Source organism: Vibrio viridaestus, assembly GCF_003856525.1.
In the GTDB taxonomy this organism is placed as follows: Bacteria; Pseudomonadota; Gammaproteobacteria; order Enterobacterales; family Vibrionaceae; genus Vibrio; species Vibrio viridaestus.
Window position 1 is genome coordinate 111875 of the sequence record NZ_RJVQ01000001.1, and the last position, 22278, is coordinate 134152.

The following is a 22278-nucleotide window of genomic DNA, read 5'->3' on the forward strand; positions in this document are numbered from 1 at the left end:
AGCAAAACTTAAGCAAGATATTTTCGCATAAACATAACAAACTCTTCAGATGGCATCGGTCGTGCTATGAAATACCCCTGAGCCTCATCACATCGATACAATTTCAATAAATCCAACACTTCCTGAGTTTCAATGCCTTCCGCGATCGTCTTTAGCCCTAAACTATTTGCCATTTGAATAATAGTACGAACAATCACGGCATCATCCTGATTCTGATGTAACTCTCGAACAAACGCCTGATCAATTTTAAGCTTGTCGACAGCAAACCTCTTAAGATAAGCAAGGCTTGAATAACCTGTACCAAAGTCATCTATTGATAATTTACATCCCATCAACTGAAGTCGTTTCACTTTTGCCAATACGTTCTCAGCATCACGTATGATAATTGACTCTGTCAGCTCTAATTCGAGCATTTCGGGTCTGATCCCTGACGTAACAATCGCATTTCTCACCGTCGTTTCTATATCATCATTAGTGAACTGTATAGCAGATAGATTGACGGCGACAACGGGCTCAGCTAATCCCATATCTGACCAAGTTTTGACTTCTCTACAAGCCTCTTCAATTACCCATTTACCAATCGAAATGATCATTCCGGTATCTTCAGCTACGGGTATAAATTTATTGGGCGGAATTAAACCTAGCTCTGGATGTTTCCATCTCAGCAATGCCTCTGCACCAATCAGCTTTCCGGAAGCAATATCAATTTGTGGCTGATAATGAAGTTCAAATTGATGTTGTTCTAGTGCCTTGTGCAGTCCAAATGCAATCGTGAGCGTCTCTTCAGCGACAGAGTTCATGTCCGCACTGAAGAACTGATAAGAATTTCTCCCACTGTCCTTTGCCTTATACATCGCAATATCCGCATTATTGAGTAATGTTGCAAAATCGTGACCATCTTGTGGGTAGATAGAGACGCCTAAAGAACACGTCAAGGACAGCTCTTGCCGGTTAATATGAAAGTCAGCGTTGAATGTAGAAAAAATTTGGCTAAGCATAGGAAGACACGCTTCAGCATCATGTAATCTATTTACTAGAAATAAGAACTCATCCCCTCCCTGACGACATATCGTTGCTTGATCGCCGATGGTCGTTTCCAAACGCTTCGCGACTTCTATGAGTAATTCATTCCCACCATTGTAACCAAGCAGATCATTTACATTTTTGAATCGATCAATATCGAGATTAATGACTGCTACACAAGGTCTATTTTTATCAGCTGACGCAATTGCCTGAATCAGTCGGTCCTCGAATAATCGGTGGTTTGGCAGATGAGTTAGCGAATCATGCTGAGACAGGAAGACGGCTTTCTCTTGTGTGAGCATATGCTCATTGACATCGTTAAAGATCCAAACGCTGCCGTCCTGAGGATGTGCGGGATCGATTGCATTTCCCGTTAGTTGGCACCAAATGCTATCTCCATCAACGCGCGCCAACTTGATAGTGCCCGTGAATGCCTCCCCTAGTGCAAGAGCCCGATACGCTTCAACACCAAAGTCTGAGTAGGTATCATCACTCTCGTAAAGGATTCGAGTTGATTTACCTACCGCCGTTTCATGTTTGAAGCCTAGCATCTCATCAAGCTTTTTATTGCAAGAAATAATAGTTCGGTCCCGAATCCATGCCATCCCAATCAGAGCATTGTCTAACAAAGCTTCTTTCTCGTTTAACAGTACCTTAAGTACTTCTTCGTTATTTTTTCGTTCCGTGATGTCTCGACCGACGACGATCAAATACTCGTCCATTTCGACCTTGGCTTTACGAATCGCTAACTCAATCCAACAAACAGAGTGATCTTTCGATCCATCTCTATAGGAAAGCTCTGTGACAACGTCCTTTTCGTTATCCTCTGGAAAAGAAACACGCTCAAGGAGAGGAACCATTTGCTGCACGATATCATTCTGCGATTTTCCTTCAATCTGTCTTAATGTCTTTCCGATGATATCTTCGTTAGACAAGTGGAGTAGCGTTTGGGTCGCTTTATTAACATCACAGATTTCACCATGAGGGAGTTTTACGAGCATTACAGAGTCAGAAGAAAAGTCGAGCAACTTTCTAAATCGCTCAACTCGCTCAACGTTTTTCTTGAGTTGGGGGTAATAATTTTTCCTGACCGATCGGTCACCCAATCCGATAATTTGTTCTCGCTGGCTTTTCCAATCAGATTTATCACATCGCTTCACCATAAATTGCCTTTATATCTGCGAGAGAGGCATGCCTTGGATTAGTTACAATACAGGCATCGTTATAGGCATGATTTGCTAGATCTGGGATATCAGTGGTATGAACACCGACAAGAGAGAGTCGATTAACGATCCCCACTCTATCACGCAGGTCGCTAATCATCTGTGTAATTCGGTTAGTACACTGGACAGTAGACAGACCCGACGTATCCAACCCAATCGCATGAGCAATCTGCTTGTATCTCTCCCCACTATTCTTCATATTGAAACGAATAACATGATCAAGTAACAGTGCGTTACACTCTCCATGTGGTAAGTCAAGGTATCCTCCCAGAGAATGAGCCATTGCATGAACCGCACCTAAACTTGCATTTGAAAACGCCAACCCCGCCTGTAACGTGCCAAGTAACATATTTTCACGCGATTCAATCTTGTGAGGCAATGCGACAGCAGTTTCAATATTTTCCCATATTAGTTTAATGGCGGTTAATGCATGAATATCAACGATAGGTGAACTTGCTGTTGATACATAAGCTTCTATAGCGTGAGTCAAAGCATCAACACCAGTGCATGCTGTTAACCCTTTGTCTAGGGTGGTCGTGGTTTCTGGGTCGATCAGAGCAACATCTGGTACCACCGACTTACTAATGATGGCGACTTTATAACGCTCTTCACTGTTCATGATGATACAAAACTGAGAGATATCCGCTGCCGTTCCAGCTGTCGTAGGAATACAAATTAAAGGAGGTCCGGGTATATCAACATGGTCTATACCCTCGAAATCTAAAATGTGTTTTTCGTTGGTGTTAACGATACCGATCGCTTTCGCACAATCAATGACACTGCCACCACCAACCGCGACAATGACATCACACTCCTGCTCTCGGTAGTATTCTGCTCCAAGCATCACTTCATGATCTTTAGGGTTGGATGTCAGACCTGTAAACACAACAGATTCTATTCCCATCTCTTCAAGATCAGATATTGCTTCAGCGACCCAACCCGCAGCAACAACACCAATATCGCTAACTATTAATACTCTTTTAGCTGCCATATTTCTTGCGTAATAACCAACGCGATGCCTTGCTCCAACGCCAAAAATAAATTCTGGAGCAACAAATTTTCTCATCTCATAAAGTGCCATTAATCCCCCGGAAACACTAAATCAATAAACCTAGCCGAATTAATTGGTATATGAATATTTGGTTTAAGGATAAGTGTAGATCAGAATCAATGTTGTGCACGGTTGCCAGACTAAGGTATTAGTCTGGCTGTGAGGGAGTTTGAAGTTTTACTATCGGGTAGGACAAAAATATTGATTACAATAGCAGTCTATGGGGAAATCACCATTTGCCATAGCGAACAACATTTTTAAAGTTTTCTCGAGGTAACCATCCAAACTCTTCTAGTTCAGGCTTATCTCTGAACTGGGATACATACCCCAAACACAAGTAGCCAATAATATTGATATCTTGCGGAATACCAAGAGTGTCCCGAAGAATATCGTCATGAATTATACTAACCCATCCCATGCCCAGATTTTCTGCTCTAGCTGCCAGCCATATGTTTTGAACAGAACACACAGCACTGTACAAATCCATCTCGGGCTTTATCGTTCGACCAATAACAACAGGACCGTTACGAGATCGATCGCAAGTCACACAGACCCCAATAGGTGCTTCAGTAATACCTTCAAGCTTGAAACTCGAGTATCGTTCGCGCTTATCCTCTGAGAACTGCTGAGCAGACTCTTTATGAGCCTGCTCAAAACCAAACTTTATTTTTTGCTTGGTGTCGGCATCAGAGACCACGATAAAATCCCAAGGCTGCATAAAACCAACACTCGGAGCATGATGCCCTGCTAGTAAAACTCTTTCGAGAACATCGTCTGGGATAGGTTTAGATAAAAAATCACGTCTTACGTCGCGACGGCTGTGGATCACTTTGTAAAAAGCATCCCTTTCTGCGGCGGTAATTTCCATTGTATTTCCGTAAAAAGTAGGATTCTCTTATTTAAGACGCTTGATGTCTAGAAAATTAAAGCCACTATTTGTTAATCTCCGCTGCTTTATCGATCTCACCATAGGGATATCTTTTATGTCCGAACCTGATGACTAAAATAGCCAATGCGACAACAAGAATTGCGCCTGAGATACCAAGCATTCTAATTGTATCAAGATTTTTCATATCAAGGGCCATGTAGCGAGCCAATGCAACGATGACAATATACAAAGGCATCCTAACCGGTAATCGACCAGATTTTAGGTATAAACCAACCATAGCCAAGACTTCGAGATAAATAAACAAAAGCAAGAGATCTGCCAGCGTAACCGCTCTATTCTCTACCACTATCCATACTTCACTTAACATTGCGATTATGGTCATTAGAGCTATCATAATGAGTCCGAATAATTCGACCAGACTGAGCGCTTTGCCACTGACTTTCTTTAGTTCATCCATAAGCTAACTTCCTACTTAATATTAAATTCGGCAGATGTAAAACGGCATTGAATTTTTATAATAGAAACAATATATAACGTTTCATTTTTAAATAAAATAACAGAAGTGCGTCGACATGGACAGGTAGAGTTTCAGTGACCGCTGCACCATAACGGCGGCCACTGGGAAGGTGTTAGAAAGTAAAGGCAAGATTAGCAGCAGCGCCTAACTGATGTTCATCAGCTCCGCTAACCGAAATATCGAAGCTAACCACATCTCCCGGACTAATTCCTAATCCAAGCGTTACGGAATTATCAATTGTGTTTTCCATATCGATTTCGTATCCCGCTCTCAGTTGAGCCCAGCCCCAAGCATTCGCTTCAACGCCTAGCCGTATAAATTGAGTATCATCATAACTTCCGCTAAAACGCTTCTGTTTAGTTGCATCAACGTCTAGCGCTGCGGTAAAGAAATCACTGACGTAGGAACCCGATAAGGTAACTTGTGTATCTAACTTATAGCTATCTGTATTATCGTAAGTATTGATTGTTTTGCTGAACAGATCCTTGATTGCAACGCCGACTCGAAATTCATTCATTAACAATACGGCACCCACATCAAGGTTTGCTGCATTCTTTTTTACTTCACTTTCGTCATAGTCATCAAGATTATAGTCTTCAACAGTAGCCGAATCTTGATACGTCTTCATCTGTTGGATTTTAGGAGAAACACCAATTGCCACCGTTTGATCATACAACATAAACTGTTTTGCAAGAGCAACACCAAATTCGCTATAACCAAATGCTTTCACATCAATACGTGATTGTTGGTATCGAGTCTCGGGATCCGCACTATTACTAATATCAGTGCTCGCTTCTAACTCAGCGTAGCCGCGCCCAAAGACGTTAACTGAGAGCGTTTCATTCGGTACCGCAATCGCGATTCCAACACCAGCATTGGCATTTAATGGTCGATTATTTGATAGGTCATCAAGGTAACCATCAATTTGATTTAAAGTACTCGCATTGTTCGTCGCTTCATAACGGTCAATTGCGTCTTGAAGATCATCCACCACGCTCAGTGTGTCGTCCTGATCTCGCACATTGATATTTACCGCAGGCAGAAGTAAACCAAAATCATCTGAGTTACGATAAACGGATACCAGTGCGGGATTATAAAATGGAGCTAGAAGGTAATCGGCTGAGGTAACACCCGTGTTCCCCATACCGCCGCCTCTTGCATCAGAGACCCAATTTGCCGCATTGACTGGCAATACGATACCCAAACTTACGGACACTGCTATTATTGATAAGTTATTCATTATTATATCCTTACATTCACATTAGCAATGAAAGAATAGCACAATACAAAATTAAGGCGGCTTAAAGTCGAATTTTAATCGTTACTTAACAATCAAATAATGTCGTTGCAGATAATATAGAACTACAATTTTCTAATGAACTTATAACTAAAACGGAAATATCAGGTAAAGGAAGCTAAACATTATGTTCAAGCAACTATCAGTACCACCCGATTTAACGACTAAAGAAATTGAAACCGTACGCCATAAATTACTGAATTATTTTCGCTCAACCTATTCGGAATATGAAAAGCTATTTTCTACGCTATCTAGTGAGGAATCTTATTATCAAAAGCCGATTACCCTTCGCCATCCACTTATATTTTATTTTGGCCATACGGCGACTTTTTTTATCAACAAATTACTGATGGTTGGTTTAATTGAAAAAAGACTAAATCCCAAGTTTGAATCTATGTTCGCTGTTGGTGTCGATGAAATGAGTTGGGACGATCTCGACGAAACTCATTATGAATGGCCCTCAGTAGAACAAGTTAAAGCCTACCGAGATGAAGTAAGGTTTATAGTCGAAGATCTTATCATGAATGCTCCATTAACCACGCCGATTAATTGGTCCAACCCTTTTTGGGCTATTGCCATGGCGATTGAACATGAACGTATTCATCTTGAAACGTCTTCAGTGTTGATTCGCCAGCACTCAATTTCGTACGTGAATGAATCTGATGACTACCCAATTTATCCAGAAAGTGGTGTTGCACCGAAAAATACTCTCATAACAGTGAATAGTGGCAGAGTTTCACTGGGTAAGACCTACGATGATCGCTTTTATGGGTGGGACAACGAGTATGGACAACACAAAGCAAAAGTGGATGCATTTCAAGCCAGTCAATTTCTGGTTTCCAATGGTGAATATCTGGAATTTGTTCATTCTAATGGTTATCAATTGGATAAATACTGGGAAAATGAAGGTCTTTCTTGGCGGCAATACACCAACGCAATCTGCCCAGAGTTCTGGATAGAGAAAAATGGCGCTTGGTATTATCGAACAATGACTTCTGAAATTGAAATGCCTTGGGACTGGCCCGTCGATGTAAATTATCACGAAGCAAAAGCATTTTGTAACTGGAAATCAGAACAATTAGGACAGTGTATCCGCTTACCCACTGAAGACGAGTGGTGGAGAATGGTTGAAGAGAATGATGTTGCTCCAATCACGCAAGACGAACCAACGCAAGCTAATATAGGCCTTGTTCAATGGGCGTCTAGTTGCCCTGTTAATATGTTTAAACAGGGTGATTTGTACGATATTGTTGGTAATGTTTGGCAATGGACGGAGACTCCTACCTTTCCTTTTGAGGGTTTTGATGTTCATCCTATTTATGACGATTTCACTACGCCAACGTTTGATAGTAGACATAACATCATTAAAGGAGGGTCTTGGATATCCACAGGAAACGAAGCACTACCGTGGTCAAGATATGCGTTTCGCCGCCACTTTTTCCAACACGCAGGTTTTCGCTACGTTTTAGCAAACGAGTTACCTAATACAGAAAACTTGAATTATGAAACGGATAAAATGCTCTCGGAATACGCTGAATTCCACTACGGAGATCAGTATTTCTCAGTCCCTAATTTCCCTAAAGCTCTCGTTGAATATATTTTGGCAAACATATCAATACCCGTTTCTCCTTCAACGGCGTTAGATATTGGCTGTGCTGTAGGTAGAGGTACATTTGAACTGGCTAAGCATTTTAGCCACGTGACTGGTATTGATTTCTCAGCTCGCTTTATCAACATTGCAAATCAACTCCAGACTAAAGGGCTTGTGAGATACAGTCTTGCTGATGAAGGCGATCTGGTTTTCTACAAGGAACGGTCACTTAGCGAGCTAGAACTCAGTGAATGCTCCAATAAAGTTGCTTTCTATCAAGGAGACGCCTGCAATTTAAAACCTCATTTCAATGATTATGATCTAGTGTTGGCAGCAAACTTAATCGATCGATTATATGACCCGGCCAAGTTTCTGCGCTCTATATCCGAGAAAGTAAAATCGGGTGGGTACTTAGTTATTGCATCTCCATACACTTGGTTGGAGGAATATACTAAGAAAAAGGACTGGTTGGGTGGATATAAAAAAGATGGCGAGACATATCGTACTTTTGATGGAATAAGTGACATTCTATCTGAGCAATTCGCTCTGGTTGCTGCACCTCAAAATATTCCGTTCGTTATCAGAGAAACAAGCCATAAGTTTCAACACTCACTTTCCGAAGTCACTATTTGGCAAAAGAAATAAAATATACAACTAAGAGAAGGCAATCCCTTCTCTTATTTAAGGTTTTTAATTCTTTTCGATAGTCGTATGATATCGGACGCATTTATGGAGATATCATATGACACAACCCAATTCACGTTGGCGTAATCCAACAACCTTCTTAATGCTCGTATCCATTGTTGTTCCCATAGCATTTTCCAGCTGGATGGCTTTACTTAATAACTTTGCTATTGAGAAAGCACAATTCACGGGCGCAGATATGGGTTTGCTTCAAAGTGTTCGAGAGATACCAGGCTTTCTAGCCTTTAGTGCCGTATTTATTTTGTTATTTATTCGCGAACAGCGCTTCTTACTCCTATCCCTTGCAATGCTAAGCTTAGGAACAGCAATCACCGGCTTTTTCCCATCCCTTTTTGGAATGCTGTTTACTACCTTAGTTATGTCTACGGGTTTTCACTACTTCGAGACTCTAAAACAATCGTTATCATTACAATGGCTAAATAAAGATGAAGCTCCAGAGATGCTCGGTAAACTCATTTCAGTCGGTGCCCTCGCCTCTTTATTGACTTATGGTATCCTCTGGTTAATGTTGGATATTTTTAAATTCGACTACAAGACTGTCTATCTTATTACGGGAGGAATTGGATTTATTATTGTTTTAGCCATAGCATTTCTATTTCCGGAGTTTTCTGCTAAAACACCGCAAAATAAGAAACTCGTTTTGCGTAAAAGATATTGGCTATACTATGGCCTAACATTTTTAAGTGGCGCACGCAGACAGATATTTACTGTTTTCGCTGGATTTTTAATGGTTGAAAAATTCGGCTATTCAGCATCAGATATTACTCTACTCTTTTTGATTAATTATCTTTTCAACTTTTTATTTGCAAAGCGAATTGGCAGATTAATCGGAGTTATTGGAGAACGGAATGCACTGATATTCGAATATACAGGTTTAATCATTATATTCATCAGCTATGGGTACGTCACTAATGAACATGTTGCTGCAGGTTTATATGTAGTGGATCATCTATTCTTCGCTCTAGCATTAGCCATAAAAACATATTTCCAAAAAATAGCTGATCCCGCAGACATGGCCTCGACAGCAGGTGTGTCTTTTACGATCAATCACATTGCAGCGGTAATTATTCCCGTCTCTTTTGGTCTCATTTGGATGGTGTCGCCAGCTACCGTATTCTTCCTCGGAGCAGCAATTGCTCTATTATCCCTGATTTTATCTTTTAACATTCCTAAACATCCTGAAGAGGGACTTGAAGTAAGAGTGCTTCAGTGGAGATAGAAGTGAACAAAGGCGTCTATGACGCCTTTACTTTTTTGATTAGTACTGCGAATTTCTAACGACTCTTTCCCCATAGATACCATTTTTAGGAACTGGCTTATAGCTAGAATTTGCCGCTCGAATAACACGTATACCTTCAGCATCAGCGTTTCTGGCTGAAATAATATCGCCATCAGAATCGCCGTAATAAATTTTGATATTATGCTGTTTAATATATTTTGTTTTTGTATATTCAGTCTTACTGGAACCAGCAAAAATTACTGGATGCATATTTTTTATGTCAAATGTATCCTTGATGAGTTTCGTCGTAATCTCACATGAAGATCCCGTACGCCCCGTAATAAAATAAATATCATCGCCTCTCTTTTCATGCATTTTTATTAATGCCTTTGCACTCTCTTTAGGCATACTAAACACTTCCCATTCACAGTTTATTTTATCCCAAAACTTTTGATTTGATAAATAACTGTAACCGCCAGGAGAAAAGACACTTTGTCCATGTAAAAATCCGGGTGAACTAAATAACACAGTATCATCAATATCGAATCCAACGGCGAAAGGCTTTTTACCTTTTAGCTCCTTGGCTAATTCATCAACGGACACCCAGTTGAGAGACGCATCCTGACTGTTATTTATCATATCAACACTACTTAACCCAGGTTCTGTACCAGGCTGTTTTGGATCAGCAAAAGCGGTATGAATAAACGGCGTCAAACCAATAAACACAGAGAGAATAGCAGTCCTAACTAATTTCATAGAGTATTCCTTTAATAAGCGATAAAAAATGTAAGAACAAAAATGCCCGTTATCAAACGGGCAATCTCAAGTTAACACATTAAAATTTTGAATGGTATTTAGCTGGTCAGCCAAATAATGGCGGATTGGTAATTCTCAAACGACTTTGTGTGTCCTGCGATAAACCAATCTGCTATTTTTGCCACTCCTTGTTGCCAAGATTTATGACCATATATTGCAATCTTCTCAAAGTCTGCTTTATGTTTTAGCCCTAACTTAAAATCATCCCATGCTGCTCTCGCTTCCCAGCCAGAAAAGTCTTCAATATCGACTAACATCTTCACATGTTTATCCCCAGCTTCAGAAAATGCAGATTCAAGCATAGGAGTCACATCGAGATAGTCTTCGTGAGTCAACTTTCCCTTAACTGAAAGCAACAACACCATCTGCTGGTCGTATCTTTCCATACCAAAAGTAATGCTATGCCTGTTCATCATAGTGCTATCCTCCGTTTAGTACGGTACCTTCCTCTCTAAGGGTATATAACATTCAGCGGAAAAGCGTGACACCATGACGATAAACAATATTTACCTCACTAAAATAACGGTTATATAAAAAAGGCCCGATTCACCGGACCTTTTATACAAGTATGGACGTTGATAATTTACTCTTTAATTGGCAGAGTCTGTTTCACGTATTCCCCTGGTGCTGCACAAATCACTGGATTTTGCTCAGAACCTTGCGGATATGGCGTAACTTTCTCTTCTGGTATAAATTGCTGTAACCAATTGTTCCAATGCGTCCACCACGATCCTTCACTAAAAGTAGCATTATCAAACCAATCGTTGGCTGACTCGTCTAAATTATCATTGAGCCAATAACCATACTTATTTTTGGCCGGATGATTGACAATTCCAGCAATGTGACCCGACTGACCCAAAACAAAGGTCTTATTGCCGCCAGTATTCAACGCGCCTCGGTACGTTCCTTCCCACAAAGCGATGTGATCTTCTTTGGTCGAAATGAAGTAACTAGGTATCCGTATCTTATTGAGATCGATCCAAACACCTCCAATTTTGACCCCTTTATCCTGAATCAATTTATTTTCAAAATAGAGTTGTCTCAATAAGAAGTTGTAACAGGTAGCGCCTACATTTGTACTATCACTGTTCCAATACAACAAATCAAAATCCATTGGACTCACGCCTTTAAGGTAATTATCAATATAATAATTCCAATAAAGACTGTTCTCTCTCAATAGACTAAATGACACATTGAGCATTCTTCCATCCATATAACCCGTTTGGTTAGTCTGAATTTCCAATGCATTTAAAACTGGATCATTTATAAATACGCCTACGTCACCAGGTTGAGAAAAATCGAGCAATGTAGTGAAAAACGTCGCTGATTTAATACGCTTTTTCATGCGCTTAGCAGCATAGTACGCAACTGTACAAGCTAGAACAGTACCACCAATACAATAGCCAGCAGCATTGATCTCTTCTTGTCCAGTGATGTCTTCTATCACTGCTACTGCTTTAGCAACCCCCTCAGTAACATAATCACCAAACTCAAGATTAGCTTGCGCTTTACCAGGGTTTCTCCATGACATCATAAATACAGAATGGCCCTGCTCAAGTAACCAGCGAACCATTGAGTTTTTCTCTTTAAGATCAAGAATATAATATTTATTGATAAATGGAGGAACAATTAACAGAGGCGTTTGATTTACCGCTTTAGTCATCGGCTTATACTGGATAAGCTCGAATAACTCATTTTTGTAAACGACATCACCCGGTGTCATCGCGATTTCTTTACCAACTCTGAAAGAATCCGTTCCAGTCATACGAACTTTCAAAATATCCGCACTGGCATCAACATCTTCTTTTAATAATTCTAATCCCGCGAGCAAGTTCTCTCCCTTCTGCTCAAGAGTGAGTTTTAGAAGTTCAGGGTTCGTTGCGATGAAGTTAGAAGGAGACAAGGCATTGATGACCTGACGCGAGAAAAACAAGAGTCTTTCTTTCGTTCTTTCATCAAGTCCTTCAATTGAATTAATCGTATCTAAATACGATTTGCTATATAGCAAATAGGACTGCTTAATAAAGCTAAAGAATGCATCTGACTCCCAAGAAGCATCTGAGAACCGCTTGTCACTCTTATCAGGCACTACAACTTGCTCTTTATTACCAGCAAGTACTACGTTTTGCCAAATTTGTAACTGCTGTTCCCACCACTCAGTTTGCATTTTCAACATCGATGAAGGCTGTTTCAACGCCTGTTCAAACATTTTTGCAGTATCATCATAATTCACCTCTTGTAGTGCTTTGTTGATTGGTGAATTCATTGCCGCCTTATTGATATCGAAGTCTTTCCATAACTGTTGGTTTGTTTCTTGAAGCTTTACAATGTAGTCCGAAAATAAGTGTTGAAACATTGAATTACTCCTATATTCGGAAAAACACCGCCCACAAATTGAGCGGTGTGCTTAAACATCAACATGAAGTCTATGCTGGAGTAACAGTTTTAAGATTTTCAGACGCTAGCTTTTCAATGTCGTCTTTGAATTCTTTTGCAATGGACTGAAGCTTAGTGCTGTCATCCATCATTTGCTGAGAAAGTTGTGTCATCGCAGACATTTGCTTTGTACCAAACTCAGTCAACGTTGCGACATCTTTAATCTCGCTAACAGCTTTCATCTGGCTCAAGCCTAAATCGCTGTATGCTTTAGCGGCTGATAGTTGTAGCTCGGTTAACGCTTCGGCATTTTTAGCCATCAATTTATTAAATTTGATGTAAGGTTCAAAAGTTTTCTGGGTTTGATCAGAAAAGGTTTTGAAGAAATCTGTATACATGGTGCATTCTCCTGGTTGTGAATGTTTTGTTATTCCGTTTCAATCTAAGCTCTTAACAATAATTGCAGTTCCCATGCCTCCACCGACACAAAGTGATGCTAAGCCGTACTTGTTAGAGCGCTTTCTCATTTCATATATTAAACTGACTAAAATCCTATTCCCTGAAGCTCCTAAAGGATGACCTAGGGCAATCGCCCCCCCATTAACGTTTGACCGTTCCAAAATAGATTCTTTCGATATCGAAAAGTGATCACACAGTTGATATACGACACCTAGAGCTTGTGCAGCAAATGCCTCATTAAGCTCAAATAATTCAATCTCATTTATATTAAGTTCTGCTTTTGATAAAGCGGACTTGATGGCATCAACGGGACCTAATCCCATCACTTTCGGGTCCACACCCGACTGGCCATAAGACACGACCTCGACAAGAGGCGTTAAACCATGCTTTTGGCAAGCGGTCTCAGATGCCAAAACGACGACACTCGCTCCATCGTTAATGCCAGATGCATTGCCAGCCGTAACCGTTCCTTCTTTATCAAAAGCCGGACGTAGCTTAGTGAGTGCATCTAACGTGGCATCTTTCTTAGGATACTCGTCATCTGAAAACGAAATTGTGTCCCGACGAACTTTTACCTCGACCGGAACAATTTCATCTTTAAACTTGCCAGACTCGACAGCAGCAACCGCCTTCTGTTGACTATCAAGCGCAAATTCATCTTGCTCTTCACGGGTTATGCCTAATTTTTTTGCGATATTTTCGGCAGTCACCCCCATATGATATTGGTTAAAGACATCGGTTAGGCCGTCATTAATCATTAAATCGACCATTTCGATGCTACCCATTTTGTGTCCATTACGAATGTTGCCCGACGCTCCAAACGGAATTTGTGACATAACTTCAACACCACCGGCAACAACGATGTCAGCGTCACCCGCTTTGATGTGAGCAACACCATCCATGACAGACTTCATCCCGCTGCCACAAATCATATTGACGCCATAAGCAGGAACAGAATCCGGGACACCCGCATATATAGACGCTTGTCTAGCAACCCCCATACCTTGACCAGCACCAACAACATTTCCCATAATGACTTCGTCAATAATTTCAGGTTTAATTTGTGCGCTATCTAAAGCACCTTTAATCGCTGCAGCTCCCAGGTTACCTGCTGATGTTCCTTTCAGAGAGCCACCAAAACTACCTATTGGTGTACGTTTAGCCGCTACAATAAAAACTTTTTCCATAAGTGATGCTCCCCTATTGCATGTACAAACCGCCGTTGATAGACAGAGTCTCACCGGTTATGTACGCACCAGCATCACTGACAAGAAACGCCACTGCTCCTGCGATTTCTTCAGGCTTCGCCAAGCGCTTCATCGGAATCTGATTTTTTATTGATTCAAGGACTTCGTCTTTCATCAACTCAACCATTGGAGTTGCGGTATATCCTGGAGCGATTACGTTGGCTGTCACGCCGCTTTTTGCTCCTTCGTACGCTAACGCTTTGGTAAAACCGATCATGCCCGCTTTAGCAGCCGAGTAGTTCGTCTGGCCGAACTGACCTTTAATGCCGTTGACAGAAGAGATATTGATAATACGACCAAACCCATTGGTGCACATGGATTCAAAGAAAGGATGCGTAACATTAAAAACACTGTTGAGGTTGGTGTCGATAACATCATGCCATTGTTGAGATGTCATTTTTTTAAAAACGGAGTCTCGCGTGATACCAGCATTATTTACGACAACATCAATGTGTCCTTCTTCTTTAAGCAAACCGCCAAGCCTTTCGGCACACTCTTCAGAATTAGTCACATCTAATTCAAACAATCTAACTTGTTCTTCGGTAAAACCTTTTTCGTTGAACCATTGAATGGCACAGTCATAATTTCCGTTTAGATAACATGCGATAACGCGAAAACCATCTTTTACTAGTTGAGTAGAAATAGCAGAACCAATTCCGCCTTTTGATCCCGTGATCAAAGCGATTTTTTTCATGTATTACTCCATCCTTTAGAGCGAATCTACTTTTGCTTATCCATAGGCAACTTAATATTGCCAACTGAGTTTTTATTCTTAGGCATTTTTAATTCATTGAATTTTTTGCCTTATTTTTAAACTAATTCAGTTTCAGTGGTTTTCAAATTTTCTGCGTTTAATATTTATAAATGTAGACACAGATCCCATATAAATCCAGTTGTATATAGAGTTATATCAATACATTTAATTTGTTGATTTGTATAGGAATTTTAAATGATGAAATTATAAAATAAACAAGGTAAGTATATGAAATGATGTGTATTATTCGATATTTGCAGTATAAGACAAGTAAATGAAATTATAATAAACTTGATATATGAAAATATAATAATACTTTCAATGTTACATAAAGTTAGTAATATGAAAACATTGAATAAATTATATTAATTCATTCAATGCTTATCTGAAATAGATTGGATGACAACTTATTAAATTTATCAATAAGTATTACTGCAATAAAAAGGATAACTCAGAACACGCTTTCGTTGGGATGAATTCAGTTATTGTGTACTCGGCAAGGCAGTGTTGATGAAAAGGATCCTCCTCTAAAATAACTTCGATTTGGCTTCGGTTTTCTGCCACCGCCAATATTACTCCCCCCGTTCTTGGCTCTTTTCTACCCGAGGCTAAAAATATGCCCTGTGAGTAATATTTATCTAAAAAACTTATGTGATTAGGCAAGTGCTTTTCTATATCATCAATTTCACAAATATAATGCAATGAAATAATAAACATAATCTTCCTAAATTCGATTAATTACATATTCTCATTGCATCATATTATGTAGGGGATTTAAAGGAATTAGTTAATCATTAAAACCCTTTTGTATGTCCAATATTTTAGGTAACTCAAATGTGCTGTCGATATCATAAAATCTCTTTTCTTGAGCGGACAATAACATTTTGGTCATTACTTCTAATGAATGATAGGCCATCTCTCCACTCGCTCTTGGCTTACGACCATTTTTAAGCGCATATACCATATCCACCATACCGATACCACGACTATTAACAGCATGAGAAACAGAATCGAATGGTCTGTCGCTTGGTACTTTGACCCAAGCTTTATGCTCGGAGGCACGAGGAAAGCCATACCAACGATAATCTTCTTTTGTTTTTAGCAATAAATCGCCACCGAACAGATTAGGACCATCTAAAGGATCGATGTCTTTAATACATAATGTACCTTTGGTACCGTATATTTCGATTCGAGGAAGTTCCGAATCCCAAATATCAAAGCTCATATTCATCGTCGCCATAGCGCCATTTTGAAACTCAAGGTTACCAAGAATATGGGTATCCACTTCAACGTCTATATATTCACCTTTACGAGGCTGAGACAGAATTTCTCTCTTTTCGTATGAACGTTTGCCCATCGCAGAGCAAGATTTAACTGGCCCCATCAGAGCTAATAACGCTGTGACGTAGTAAGGACCAATATCGAGTAATGGCCCTGCTCCCGGTTTATAAGTGAAATCAGGATTTGGGTGGAAGGTTTCGGTACCATGGTACATACAAAATGCACTAGCCCCAATCAAATCACCGATAACATCATTATCAATTAACTCTCTGCAGGTTTGTAGTCTCGCCCCCATAAAAGTGTCTGGTGCACACCCGACCATCAATCCTTTTTCTGCAGCTAGCTGCATGATAATTTTTGCACCTTCTAAATCAGAACCGAGTGGTTTCTCAGAATACAAATGCTTACCTGCTTTTAACGCAGCAATATTAAATTCGTTATGAACGGCAGGAATAGTTAAGTTGAGGACAATATCCACATCGGGATCATTGATTACATCCATACCTGAGGCGTATGGTCTTGGAATACTGTGCTGCTCTGCTTTTTGTTTTGCTTTTTCTAATCCACGGCTAGCACAGGCAACGATTTCAAGTACATCACTGTAACGTTTTAAATTATTAATATAAACATCACTGATATCACCTATCCCTATGATGCCAACTTTTAACGGATTCATGTAATTCTCCTTTATCTCGCCAGAACGCGTTGTTATGCAATTCAAAGACTACTTTATCGGAGTTAGGGATTCGATTACATGAACCCATAGACATAATGTAAAATATTTGTTTTATTTGTTCGCAATTTTGGTGATTTTAATTCGAGATAATCCGTTGAGGTCCTTTGCCGAAAACCACAAATCTCCTTGAGATGCACCGAATTCGATATTAAGCAAGGTTCTTCCTTCTGGGCCAGGAATCAACCCATCTATTTTGTATGTACCAAGATACGTACCATCCTTCGAGTATTTTGATGTTCCCCGCACCAGCTTGATCGTCATATCGATTTGGTCAGCATCAGCGGTGCTAAACATCTGATCCTCGGTACATGGTAAATCGCATCCCATGAAGATTATAGGATTTAAGGTGCCACCCCACATTTCAATACCAACATCTTGTGTCAAAGCACCACCTTGAACAATAGGTGAATTGTGCTCAATAACAACTTTAGTCTCGTCTTTACCGAAGCAGGAGTAACTTAAGAACATCAAGAATAACCACAGAGTTTTAAAGCTCTTTAACCGCATACATCCTCTTAGTATCTTTCCCAATTCATTACGTTAACTGGCTAAATTTTATTAATATTAGATACCTAATTTAGTAAAAGTTTCTCATCAATTGCGGTATATTTTGTTGCAGAATTTATTAGGTTGGCAGCAGTCAGCTTCGCAACACCAAACACTTCCGTTTCTACTCCATATTTTTCACTCAAAGTCTCTAATAGAATACCGAAATCACCGTCACCAGAAACTAAAATGACTTTGTCAGCTTCCCTGCCATATTCTAGAGCATCAATGGTTATACCTACATCCCAATCGCCCTTTGCAGACCCGTCAGCTCGTTGAATAAATGGCTTTAGTTTAACGTCGAAACCGATAGCCCTGAGTATGTTTTGAAATTGGCGCTGCTTTTCATCACCTCTATCTATCGCATAGGCAATCGCTTTTTCTACTTGACGATCTTTTGTTACTTCACGCCAAAATACGTTGTAATCGAAATTACGCTGAAAAGCCTCTTTGACCGTGTAATACACATTTTGTACATCGACTAGAATTACGATTTTTTCCATTTTTCTACTTTAATAGGGGTTAAAGTTTGAAGATAACATATTCATCCCAAACATGTTATCGCAGTAGCTATAGTTCGTTTGATAAATTCGAGCTCTGTGTTAGTTTATTGAACAATACGCATAGTAAACGGCTGGGTGAACGAAATGCAATACAACTTTGATGAGATAATTGACCGGACTAACACCAACAGCTTAAGTGTTGAAGGATGGCGACAATCTATTTTAGGCGCAGAACAGGATTACCCCGTTGCATTTGAAGATGATTTACTGCGGTTCTGGGTTGCGGATATGGATTTTGCAACTCCCCCTGAAATACGTGATGCAATCAAATCAAGGCTTGACCAGAAGATACTCGGTTATACCGAAGTCTACGACCCTGATTACTATATCGCACTATCAAAGTGGTTCAAAAGACGTTACAGTGTAACTATAAATACAAATTATATGGTGTTCTCGCCCGGCGTAGTTCCAGCACTGAATCGACTTGTGCCTTTACTCACGAATGCAAAAGAAAATATCCTGATAACGACCCCATCGTATACACCATTTAAGAAAGCTGGCGATTCGAACAATAGGAAAGTATTCACGTCTCCATTACTCAATAACGATGGTCATTTCACTATTGATTTTGCTGATATCGAAACTAAGTTAGCGGATAGCAGAAATAATATTAAGCTTTTCATCTTGTGTAATCCTCACAATCCAACGGGCAGAGTATGGACTGAACAAGAGTTAAAAACACTGGTTGAAATTTGTTTAAAGCATGATGTGTGGATTATTTCCGACGAGATTCACTGCGACTTACTTCGACACGAGCAACATTTCACATCACTGCAGTCTCTCTACCCTGACCATGACCGCATTATCACTTGTACCGCACCAAGTAAGACATTCAACCTTGCTGGATGTTTGATTTCACATATTTACATCCCTAACGACATAATCCGTGCAGAGTGGCAAACCAAACACGGAGAAATTCTCTCTCCATTAAGTATCGCTGCCACTCAAGCAGCATATACACATTGTGATAACTGGCTTGACGAAATGAGATTATATTTAGATGAAACGTTTGCTTTAGTTGAGGCGTTTCTCCACCAAAATATGCCTTTAGCCAAGTTTATCGTGCCAGAGTCAACCTACTTAGCCTGGATAGATTTATCCGCTTATTTGAAAGATACCCAATATATGGGGAATGCAGGCGTTCTATTCGCAAAAGAAGCCGGTGTATTAGTTGAAGGCGCGAATATGTTTGTTGATAACGGCAAGGGATTTATACGTATGAACATTGCATGTCCGCAAAGTATTGTGAAAAAAGGATTAGAAAGAATTAAATCTGTTTTAATTTAACTAAGCAATGGGTGGAGTTGCCTATCCACCCATTGAAGACTTTTTAACGATAGAATGAATGGTCTTGACGACACCATCTTGCTTAAGCGCCCGATACATGCCGCAAATTACATTGAGCAATAGCTCGTTATTAGACAGGTCGGCGGGAAAAATTGTCGAGATGGATAATAGTTCTCTAACGATATCGTCATCAGTTTTTGTATCTTTATAGATCATGGCGAACTTCTCAGACATTGGATCCTGCACTGTATATTTCAACCCGTCCTCATCCACTCCCCCGACAAATAACATCCACCCTGCAACAGCCAAACACAGTAACTCATAATTACCTTTGCGTTGTAATTGAATAGCTAATGATGTCAGTATTCTTGGTGCCAATTTTTGACTTCCGTCCATCGCAATTTGATACGTCTTATGCTTTAGGTTTGGATTTGCAAAGCGTTCTACTAATTCATCAGCGTAAGCGTTCAGATCGACGTGATCTGGAACGAACAATGTTTCCGCCTGTTCTTCGAGCATGAGTTTTTTTACCGCAGACCTAAACACGGGATTCGTTATTGCAGCATCTACCGTTTCATATCCGGCTAAATATCCTAAGTAGGCTAAAAACGAGTGGCTACCATTGAGTAATCTCAGCTTTAATTCTTCATAAGGTTTTACATCTTTTACTAGTTGAGCGCCAACACTCTCCCATTGAGGACGGTCCTTAGAAAAACTCTCTTCAATAACCCATTGCTTGAATGATTCGCTACTGACAGAACAAGGATCATAAACACCACTATACTGTCTAATGTCTTCGAATGTGGTTTCATTTGGTGCAGGAACAATGCGGTCCACCATGGTACAGGGGAATCTCACTTCGCTTTCAATCCAATCCGCTAGACTAGGATCAACCAACAAAGCATATTTAGTTATTGCCGCTTTTAATACTTTTCCATTGTTGGACAAATTATCGCAAGACATCACTGTAAATGCACCGACTCCAGTATCGCGACGAAGCTGTAATGAGCGAACCAATAATCCTATAACAGTTTTCGGTTTCGCTGGATTAGCAATATCATGCACTATATCGCTGTGAGTGCTATCTAGTTGTCCAGAAGAAGGGTCGATATAGTAGGCTTTTTCACTTATAGTCAGCGAAACCACAGCAACGCTTTCCACACACAAACGCTTAACTATGGCATCAATACCATCTTCCACAAGACTTAAACACTCATTGATGACATCTATAAGGCTTAAGTTTTTACCTACATTTGAATGTTCCAATAAGTGATAGCGGTAGCTTTGACGTTTAAGGCGAGAAAGCAGCTCAGAGCCATTACGCATACTGATAACACAATATTTCCAGTCAGTATCAGACTTTAAATTCAACTCACTGGTAAATTTTGCCTGATGGGCGCGAAAAAAAGCACCGCAACCTATATGGATTAATGTCGCTTCTCTTTGTCTAACCATGTCATTGTCTTCTTAATCATTCTGAAACTAACGATAACATTTAATGGATCGTCACTGGCAATAGCCACGATCAAAAAATCCTGCATTGTGCAGGATTTTTATTATGAGTATAAAAAATTAGAAAAACTTAATCTGAGAACGACCCGATTTAGGCTGAGATACATCTTCAGCTTCTGGTTTTTGCAATTTTTCTTCACTCTTCTTAGGCTTTGGTGCAGGACTTTTGTTAGTCGATTCAGCAATCACTTTTTCTTCTACTGGATTGTCACAAATCAGCAAATAAAATTCCTGATTAAACTCAATTAAATCGCCGTCATAGATCTTACATCTTTTACGGGTTTCTATTTCACCATTAACTGCGACGTACCCTTCCGAAATTGCGTATTTTGCTTCACCACCGCCACTCACTGCGTTAGCGATCTTCAATACTTTATAAAGCTCAATAGGTTGAGAATCGACTTCAATGCCAATGGCTTCAATCTCAATTTCTTCCATCATATCGTCTGAATTATGTTCTTGCATGGACTAACCGTCAGTCATCTTTACTTGCGCCAGAGTGTACTCTTTTATACGAGAAGATCACATGTTAAACGCATCTTTTTCATTTAATTTAGCAACCCACTTAAAGATATTTGGATACATATCAGTTAATTGAATTGATAATCGAGATTCAATGAATTTAATAAAGACGAAAGCTGTAATATCGGCAATCGAAAGCTTATCACCCGCAACAAATTCATTACTCGCTAGCTGGCTGTCTAAAACTGGTAAGAATTCTTCAGTCCGACCTTTACTCACTACTCCCCATTCATCGGAGCAAGTTTCTCTATCAGCATATGCTTTAGAGATATTCCTAAATGCTTGAAAAGCAGGTATCAGTCCCTGCCATTCGACAATTCGATTCCACATTTCAACTGAGGCTTGCTCAAGGACAGTTTCTCCAAACAGGTGCTGTTCATTCGGCGTTACACCATCGATATATCGGCAGATTGCGACGCTTTCAGAAATGTAGGTTTCATCATCGATTTGCAATACGGGTACTTTGGCGTTTTTACTCAACTCAGTGAATTTTGTAGTTAGATTCTCGCCGCTGCGTAAATCTACGGGATGTCGTTCAATCTCAACGTCTAAGAGCTTTAAAAAAATACTGACCCGAATGCAGCTTGGTGATGGTGCCAATTCATACAACTTCATAACTTTTCCTTTATCAGAACGATCGTTTAGATTAGAATCTAAATAGTTT

The 22278-nt window shown here is 39.9% G+C and carries 21 protein-coding genes; 3 read left to right on the forward strand and 18 right to left on the reverse strand.

The window, feature by feature from the left end; translation table 11 throughout:
- Positions 1-8: 8 nt before the first annotated feature.
- The 5 genes from EES38_RS00535 to EES38_RS00555 form a co-directional block, all read right to left on the reverse strand.
- A complete protein-coding gene (locus tag EES38_RS00535) occupies positions 9-2186 on the reverse strand; it encodes an EAL domain-containing protein (RefSeq protein WP_124935221.1) in 2178 nt (725 codons plus the stop codon).
- The gene (gene ercA, locus EES38_RS00540; protein ID WP_124935222.1) at positions 2170-3327 is read right to left on the reverse strand and encodes an alcohol dehydrogenase-like regulatory protein ErcA; all 1158 of its coding nucleotides are present in this window, start codon (positions 3325-3327) and stop codon (positions 2170-2172) included. Before ercA ends, EES38_RS00535 begins: the two co-directional genes overlap by 17 nt.
- 199 nt (positions 3328-3526) lie before the next feature.
- Positions 3527-4165 carry a 5,6-dimethylbenzimidazole synthase gene (bluB, locus tag EES38_RS00545; protein ID WP_124935223.1) on the reverse strand — a complete coding sequence of 213 codons (639 nt, stop codon included), beginning with the start codon at positions 4163-4165 and terminating at the stop codon, positions 3527-3529.
- A 64-nt stretch (positions 4166-4229) separates the two neighbouring features.
- Positions 4230-4643: a phosphate-starvation-inducible protein PsiE gene (locus EES38_RS00550; protein ID WP_124935224.1), complete on the reverse strand. Its 414-nt coding sequence runs from the start codon at positions 4641-4643 to the stop codon at positions 4230-4232.
- Positions 4644-4815: 172 nt separating this feature from the next.
- Positions 4816-5943, reverse strand: coding sequence for a conjugal transfer protein TraF (locus EES38_RS00555; protein ID WP_124935225.1), 1128 nt, complete (start codon positions 5941-5943; stop codon positions 4816-4818).
- Positions 5944-6127: 184 nt separating this feature from the next.
- Between EES38_RS00555 and ovoA the strand changes: the two genes are divergently transcribed.
- Positions 6128-8236, forward strand: a complete 2109-nt coding sequence (gene ovoA / locus EES38_RS00560) for a 5-histidylcysteine sulfoxide synthase (protein WP_124935226.1) — start codon at positions 6128-6130, stop codon at positions 8234-8236.
- Positions 8237-8333: 97 nt separating this feature from the next.
- Positions 8334-9515 carry an MFS transporter gene (locus tag EES38_RS00565; protein WP_124935227.1) on the forward strand — a complete coding sequence of 394 codons (1182 nt, stop codon included), beginning with the start codon at positions 8334-8336 and terminating at the stop codon, positions 9513-9515.
- 39 nt (positions 9516-9554) lie between these two features.
- Here EES38_RS00565 and aphA read toward each other — a convergent pair whose 3' ends face one another.
- The 10 genes from aphA to EES38_RS00615 all read right to left on the reverse strand — a co-directional run bounded on the left by aphA (position 9555) and on the right by EES38_RS00615 (position 18233).
- A complete protein-coding gene (aphA, locus tag EES38_RS00570) occupies positions 9555-10271 on the reverse strand; it encodes an acid phosphatase AphA (RefSeq protein WP_124935228.1) in 717 nt (238 codons plus the stop codon).
- Between the two features lie 98 nt (positions 10272-10369).
- Positions 10370-10747 (reverse strand): SpoIIAA family protein, encoded by a 378-nt coding sequence (locus EES38_RS00575; RefSeq protein WP_243694121.1) that lies wholly within the window; start codon positions 10745-10747, stop codon positions 10370-10372.
- Between the two features lie 167 nt (positions 10748-10914).
- Positions 10915-12687 carry a class I poly(R)-hydroxyalkanoic acid synthase gene (gene phaC, locus EES38_RS00580; protein ID WP_124935229.1) on the reverse strand — a complete coding sequence of 591 codons (1773 nt, stop codon included), beginning with the start codon at positions 12685-12687 and terminating at the stop codon, positions 10915-10917.
- Positions 12688-12757: 70 nt separating this feature from the next.
- A complete protein-coding gene (locus EES38_RS00585) occupies positions 12758-13105 on the reverse strand; it encodes a phasin family protein (protein WP_124935230.1) in 348 nt (115 codons plus the stop codon).
- 39 nt (positions 13106-13144) lie between these two features.
- Positions 13145-14353 carry an acetyl-CoA C-acetyltransferase gene (locus EES38_RS00590; protein WP_124935231.1) on the reverse strand — a complete coding sequence of 403 codons (1209 nt, stop codon included), beginning with the start codon at positions 14351-14353 and terminating at the stop codon, positions 13145-13147.
- 13 nt (positions 14354-14366) lie between these two features.
- Positions 14367-15107 (reverse strand): SDR family oxidoreductase, encoded by a 741-nt coding sequence (locus EES38_RS00595; protein ID WP_124935232.1) that lies wholly within the window; start codon positions 15105-15107, stop codon positions 14367-14369.
- A gap of 489 nt (positions 15108-15596) precedes the next feature.
- Positions 15597-15884: a YciI family protein gene (locus EES38_RS00600; protein ID WP_124935233.1), complete on the reverse strand. Its 288-nt coding sequence runs from the start codon at positions 15882-15884 to the stop codon at positions 15597-15599.
- A 70-nt stretch (positions 15885-15954) separates the two neighbouring features.
- Complete coding sequence (locus EES38_RS00605) at positions 15955-17124, reverse strand: Gfo/Idh/MocA family protein (protein ID WP_124935234.1); 1170 nt, start codon at positions 17122-17124, stop codon at positions 15955-15957.
- A 111-nt stretch (positions 17125-17235) separates the two neighbouring features.
- Positions 17236-17691 (reverse strand): Hsp70 family protein, encoded by a 456-nt coding sequence (locus EES38_RS00610; protein WP_124935235.1) that lies wholly within the window; start codon positions 17689-17691, stop codon positions 17236-17238.
- 65 nt (positions 17692-17756) lie between these two features.
- Positions 17757-18233, reverse strand: coding sequence for a LabA-like NYN domain-containing protein (locus EES38_RS00615; protein WP_124935236.1), 477 nt, complete (start codon positions 18231-18233; stop codon positions 17757-17759).
- Between the two features lie 144 nt (positions 18234-18377).
- Here EES38_RS00615 and EES38_RS00620 point away from each other — a divergent pair, with 144 nt between their 5' ends.
- Positions 18378-19580, forward strand: coding sequence for a MalY/PatB family protein (locus tag EES38_RS00620; protein WP_124935237.1), 1203 nt, complete (start codon positions 18378-18380; stop codon positions 19578-19580).
- A 21-nt stretch (positions 19581-19601) separates the two neighbouring features.
- On the opposite strand, the gene EES38_RS00625 is transcribed toward EES38_RS00620, so the two are convergent.
- The 3 genes from EES38_RS00625 to EES38_RS00635 all read right to left on the reverse strand — a co-directional run bounded on the left by EES38_RS00625 (position 19602) and on the right by EES38_RS00635 (position 22229).
- The gene (locus EES38_RS00625) at positions 19602-21035 is read right to left on the reverse strand and encodes a mannitol dehydrogenase family protein (RefSeq protein WP_124935238.1); all 1434 of its coding nucleotides are present in this window, start codon (positions 21033-21035) and stop codon (positions 19602-19604) included.
- Between the two features lie 117 nt (positions 21036-21152).
- Positions 21153-21557, reverse strand: coding sequence for an RNA-binding S4 domain-containing protein (locus EES38_RS00630; protein ID WP_243694122.1), 405 nt, complete (start codon positions 21555-21557; stop codon positions 21153-21155).
- 57 nt (positions 21558-21614) lie between these two features.
- Entirely contained in the window at positions 21615-22229 is a 615-nt protein-coding gene (locus tag EES38_RS00635) for a glutathione S-transferase family protein (protein WP_124935239.1), read from the reverse strand.
- Positions 22230-22278 lie beyond the last annotated feature (49 nt).

What these genes read in the sequence shown, in the direction of transcription:
- EES38_RS00535 (WP_124935221.1), bottom strand. Translation starts at nt 2,186, where the DNA reads ATGGTGAAGCGATGTGATAAATCTGATTGGAAAAGCCAGCGAGAACAA.
- ercA (WP_124935222.1), bottom strand. Translation starts at nt 3,327, where the DNA reads ATGGCACTTTATGAGATGAGAAAATTTGTTGCTCCAGAATTTATTTTT.
- bluB (WP_124935223.1), bottom strand. Translation starts at nt 4,165, where the DNA reads ATGGAAATTACCGCCGCAGAAAGGGATGCTTTTTACAAAGTGATCCAC.
- EES38_RS00550 (WP_124935224.1), bottom strand. Translation starts at nt 4,643, where the DNA reads ATGGATGAACTAAAGAAAGTCAGTGGCAAAGCGCTCAGTCTGGTCGAA.
- EES38_RS00555 (WP_124935225.1), bottom strand. Translation starts at nt 5,943, where the DNA reads ATGAATAACTTATCAATAATAGCAGTGTCCGTAAGTTTGGGTATCGTA.
- ovoA (WP_124935226.1), top strand. Translation starts at nt 6,128, where the DNA reads ATGTTCAAGCAACTATCAGTACCACCCGATTTAACGACTAAAGAAATT.
- EES38_RS00565 (WP_124935227.1), top strand. Translation starts at nt 8,334, where the DNA reads ATGACACAACCCAATTCACGTTGGCGTAATCCAACAACCTTCTTAATG.
- aphA (WP_124935228.1), bottom strand. Translation starts at nt 10,271, where the DNA reads ATGAAATTAGTTAGGACTGCTATTCTCTCTGTGTTTATTGGTTTGACG.
- EES38_RS00575 (WP_243694121.1), bottom strand. Translation starts at nt 10,747, where the DNA reads ATGATGAACAGGCATAGCATTACTTTTGGTATGGAAAGATACGACCAG.
- phaC (WP_124935229.1), bottom strand. Translation starts at nt 12,687, where the DNA reads ATGTTTCAACACTTATTTTCGGACTACATTGTAAAGCTTCAAGAAACA.
- EES38_RS00585 (WP_124935230.1), bottom strand. Translation starts at nt 13,105, where the DNA reads ATGTATACAGATTTCTTCAAAACCTTTTCTGATCAAACCCAGAAAACT.
- EES38_RS00590 (WP_124935231.1), bottom strand. Translation starts at nt 14,353, where the DNA reads ATGGAAAAAGTTTTTATTGTAGCGGCTAAACGTACACCAATAGGTAGT.
- EES38_RS00595 (WP_124935232.1), bottom strand. Translation starts at nt 15,107, where the DNA reads ATGAAAAAAATCGCTTTGATCACGGGATCAAAAGGCGGAATTGGTTCT.
- EES38_RS00600 (WP_124935233.1), bottom strand. Translation starts at nt 15,884, where the DNA reads ATGTTTATTATTTCATTGCATTATATTTGTGAAATTGATGATATAGAA.
- EES38_RS00605 (WP_124935234.1), bottom strand. Translation starts at nt 17,124, where the DNA reads ATGAATCCGTTAAAAGTTGGCATCATAGGGATAGGTGATATCAGTGAT.
- EES38_RS00610 (WP_124935235.1), bottom strand. Translation starts at nt 17,691, where the DNA reads ATGCGGTTAAAGAGCTTTAAAACTCTGTGGTTATTCTTGATGTTCTTA.
- EES38_RS00615 (WP_124935236.1), bottom strand. Translation starts at nt 18,233, where the DNA reads ATGGAAAAAATCGTAATTCTAGTCGATGTACAAAATGTGTATTACACG.
- EES38_RS00620 (WP_124935237.1), top strand. Translation starts at nt 18,378, where the DNA reads ATGCAATACAACTTTGATGAGATAATTGACCGGACTAACACCAACAGC.
- EES38_RS00625 (WP_124935238.1), bottom strand. Translation starts at nt 21,035, where the DNA reads ATGGTTAGACAAAGAGAAGCGACATTAATCCATATAGGTTGCGGTGCT.
- EES38_RS00630 (WP_243694122.1), bottom strand. Translation starts at nt 21,557, where the DNA reads ATGCAAGAACATAATTCAGACGATATGATGGAAGAAATTGAGATTGAA.
- EES38_RS00635 (WP_124935239.1), bottom strand. Translation starts at nt 22,229, where the DNA reads ATGAAGTTGTATGAATTGGCACCATCACCAAGCTGCATTCGGGTCAGT.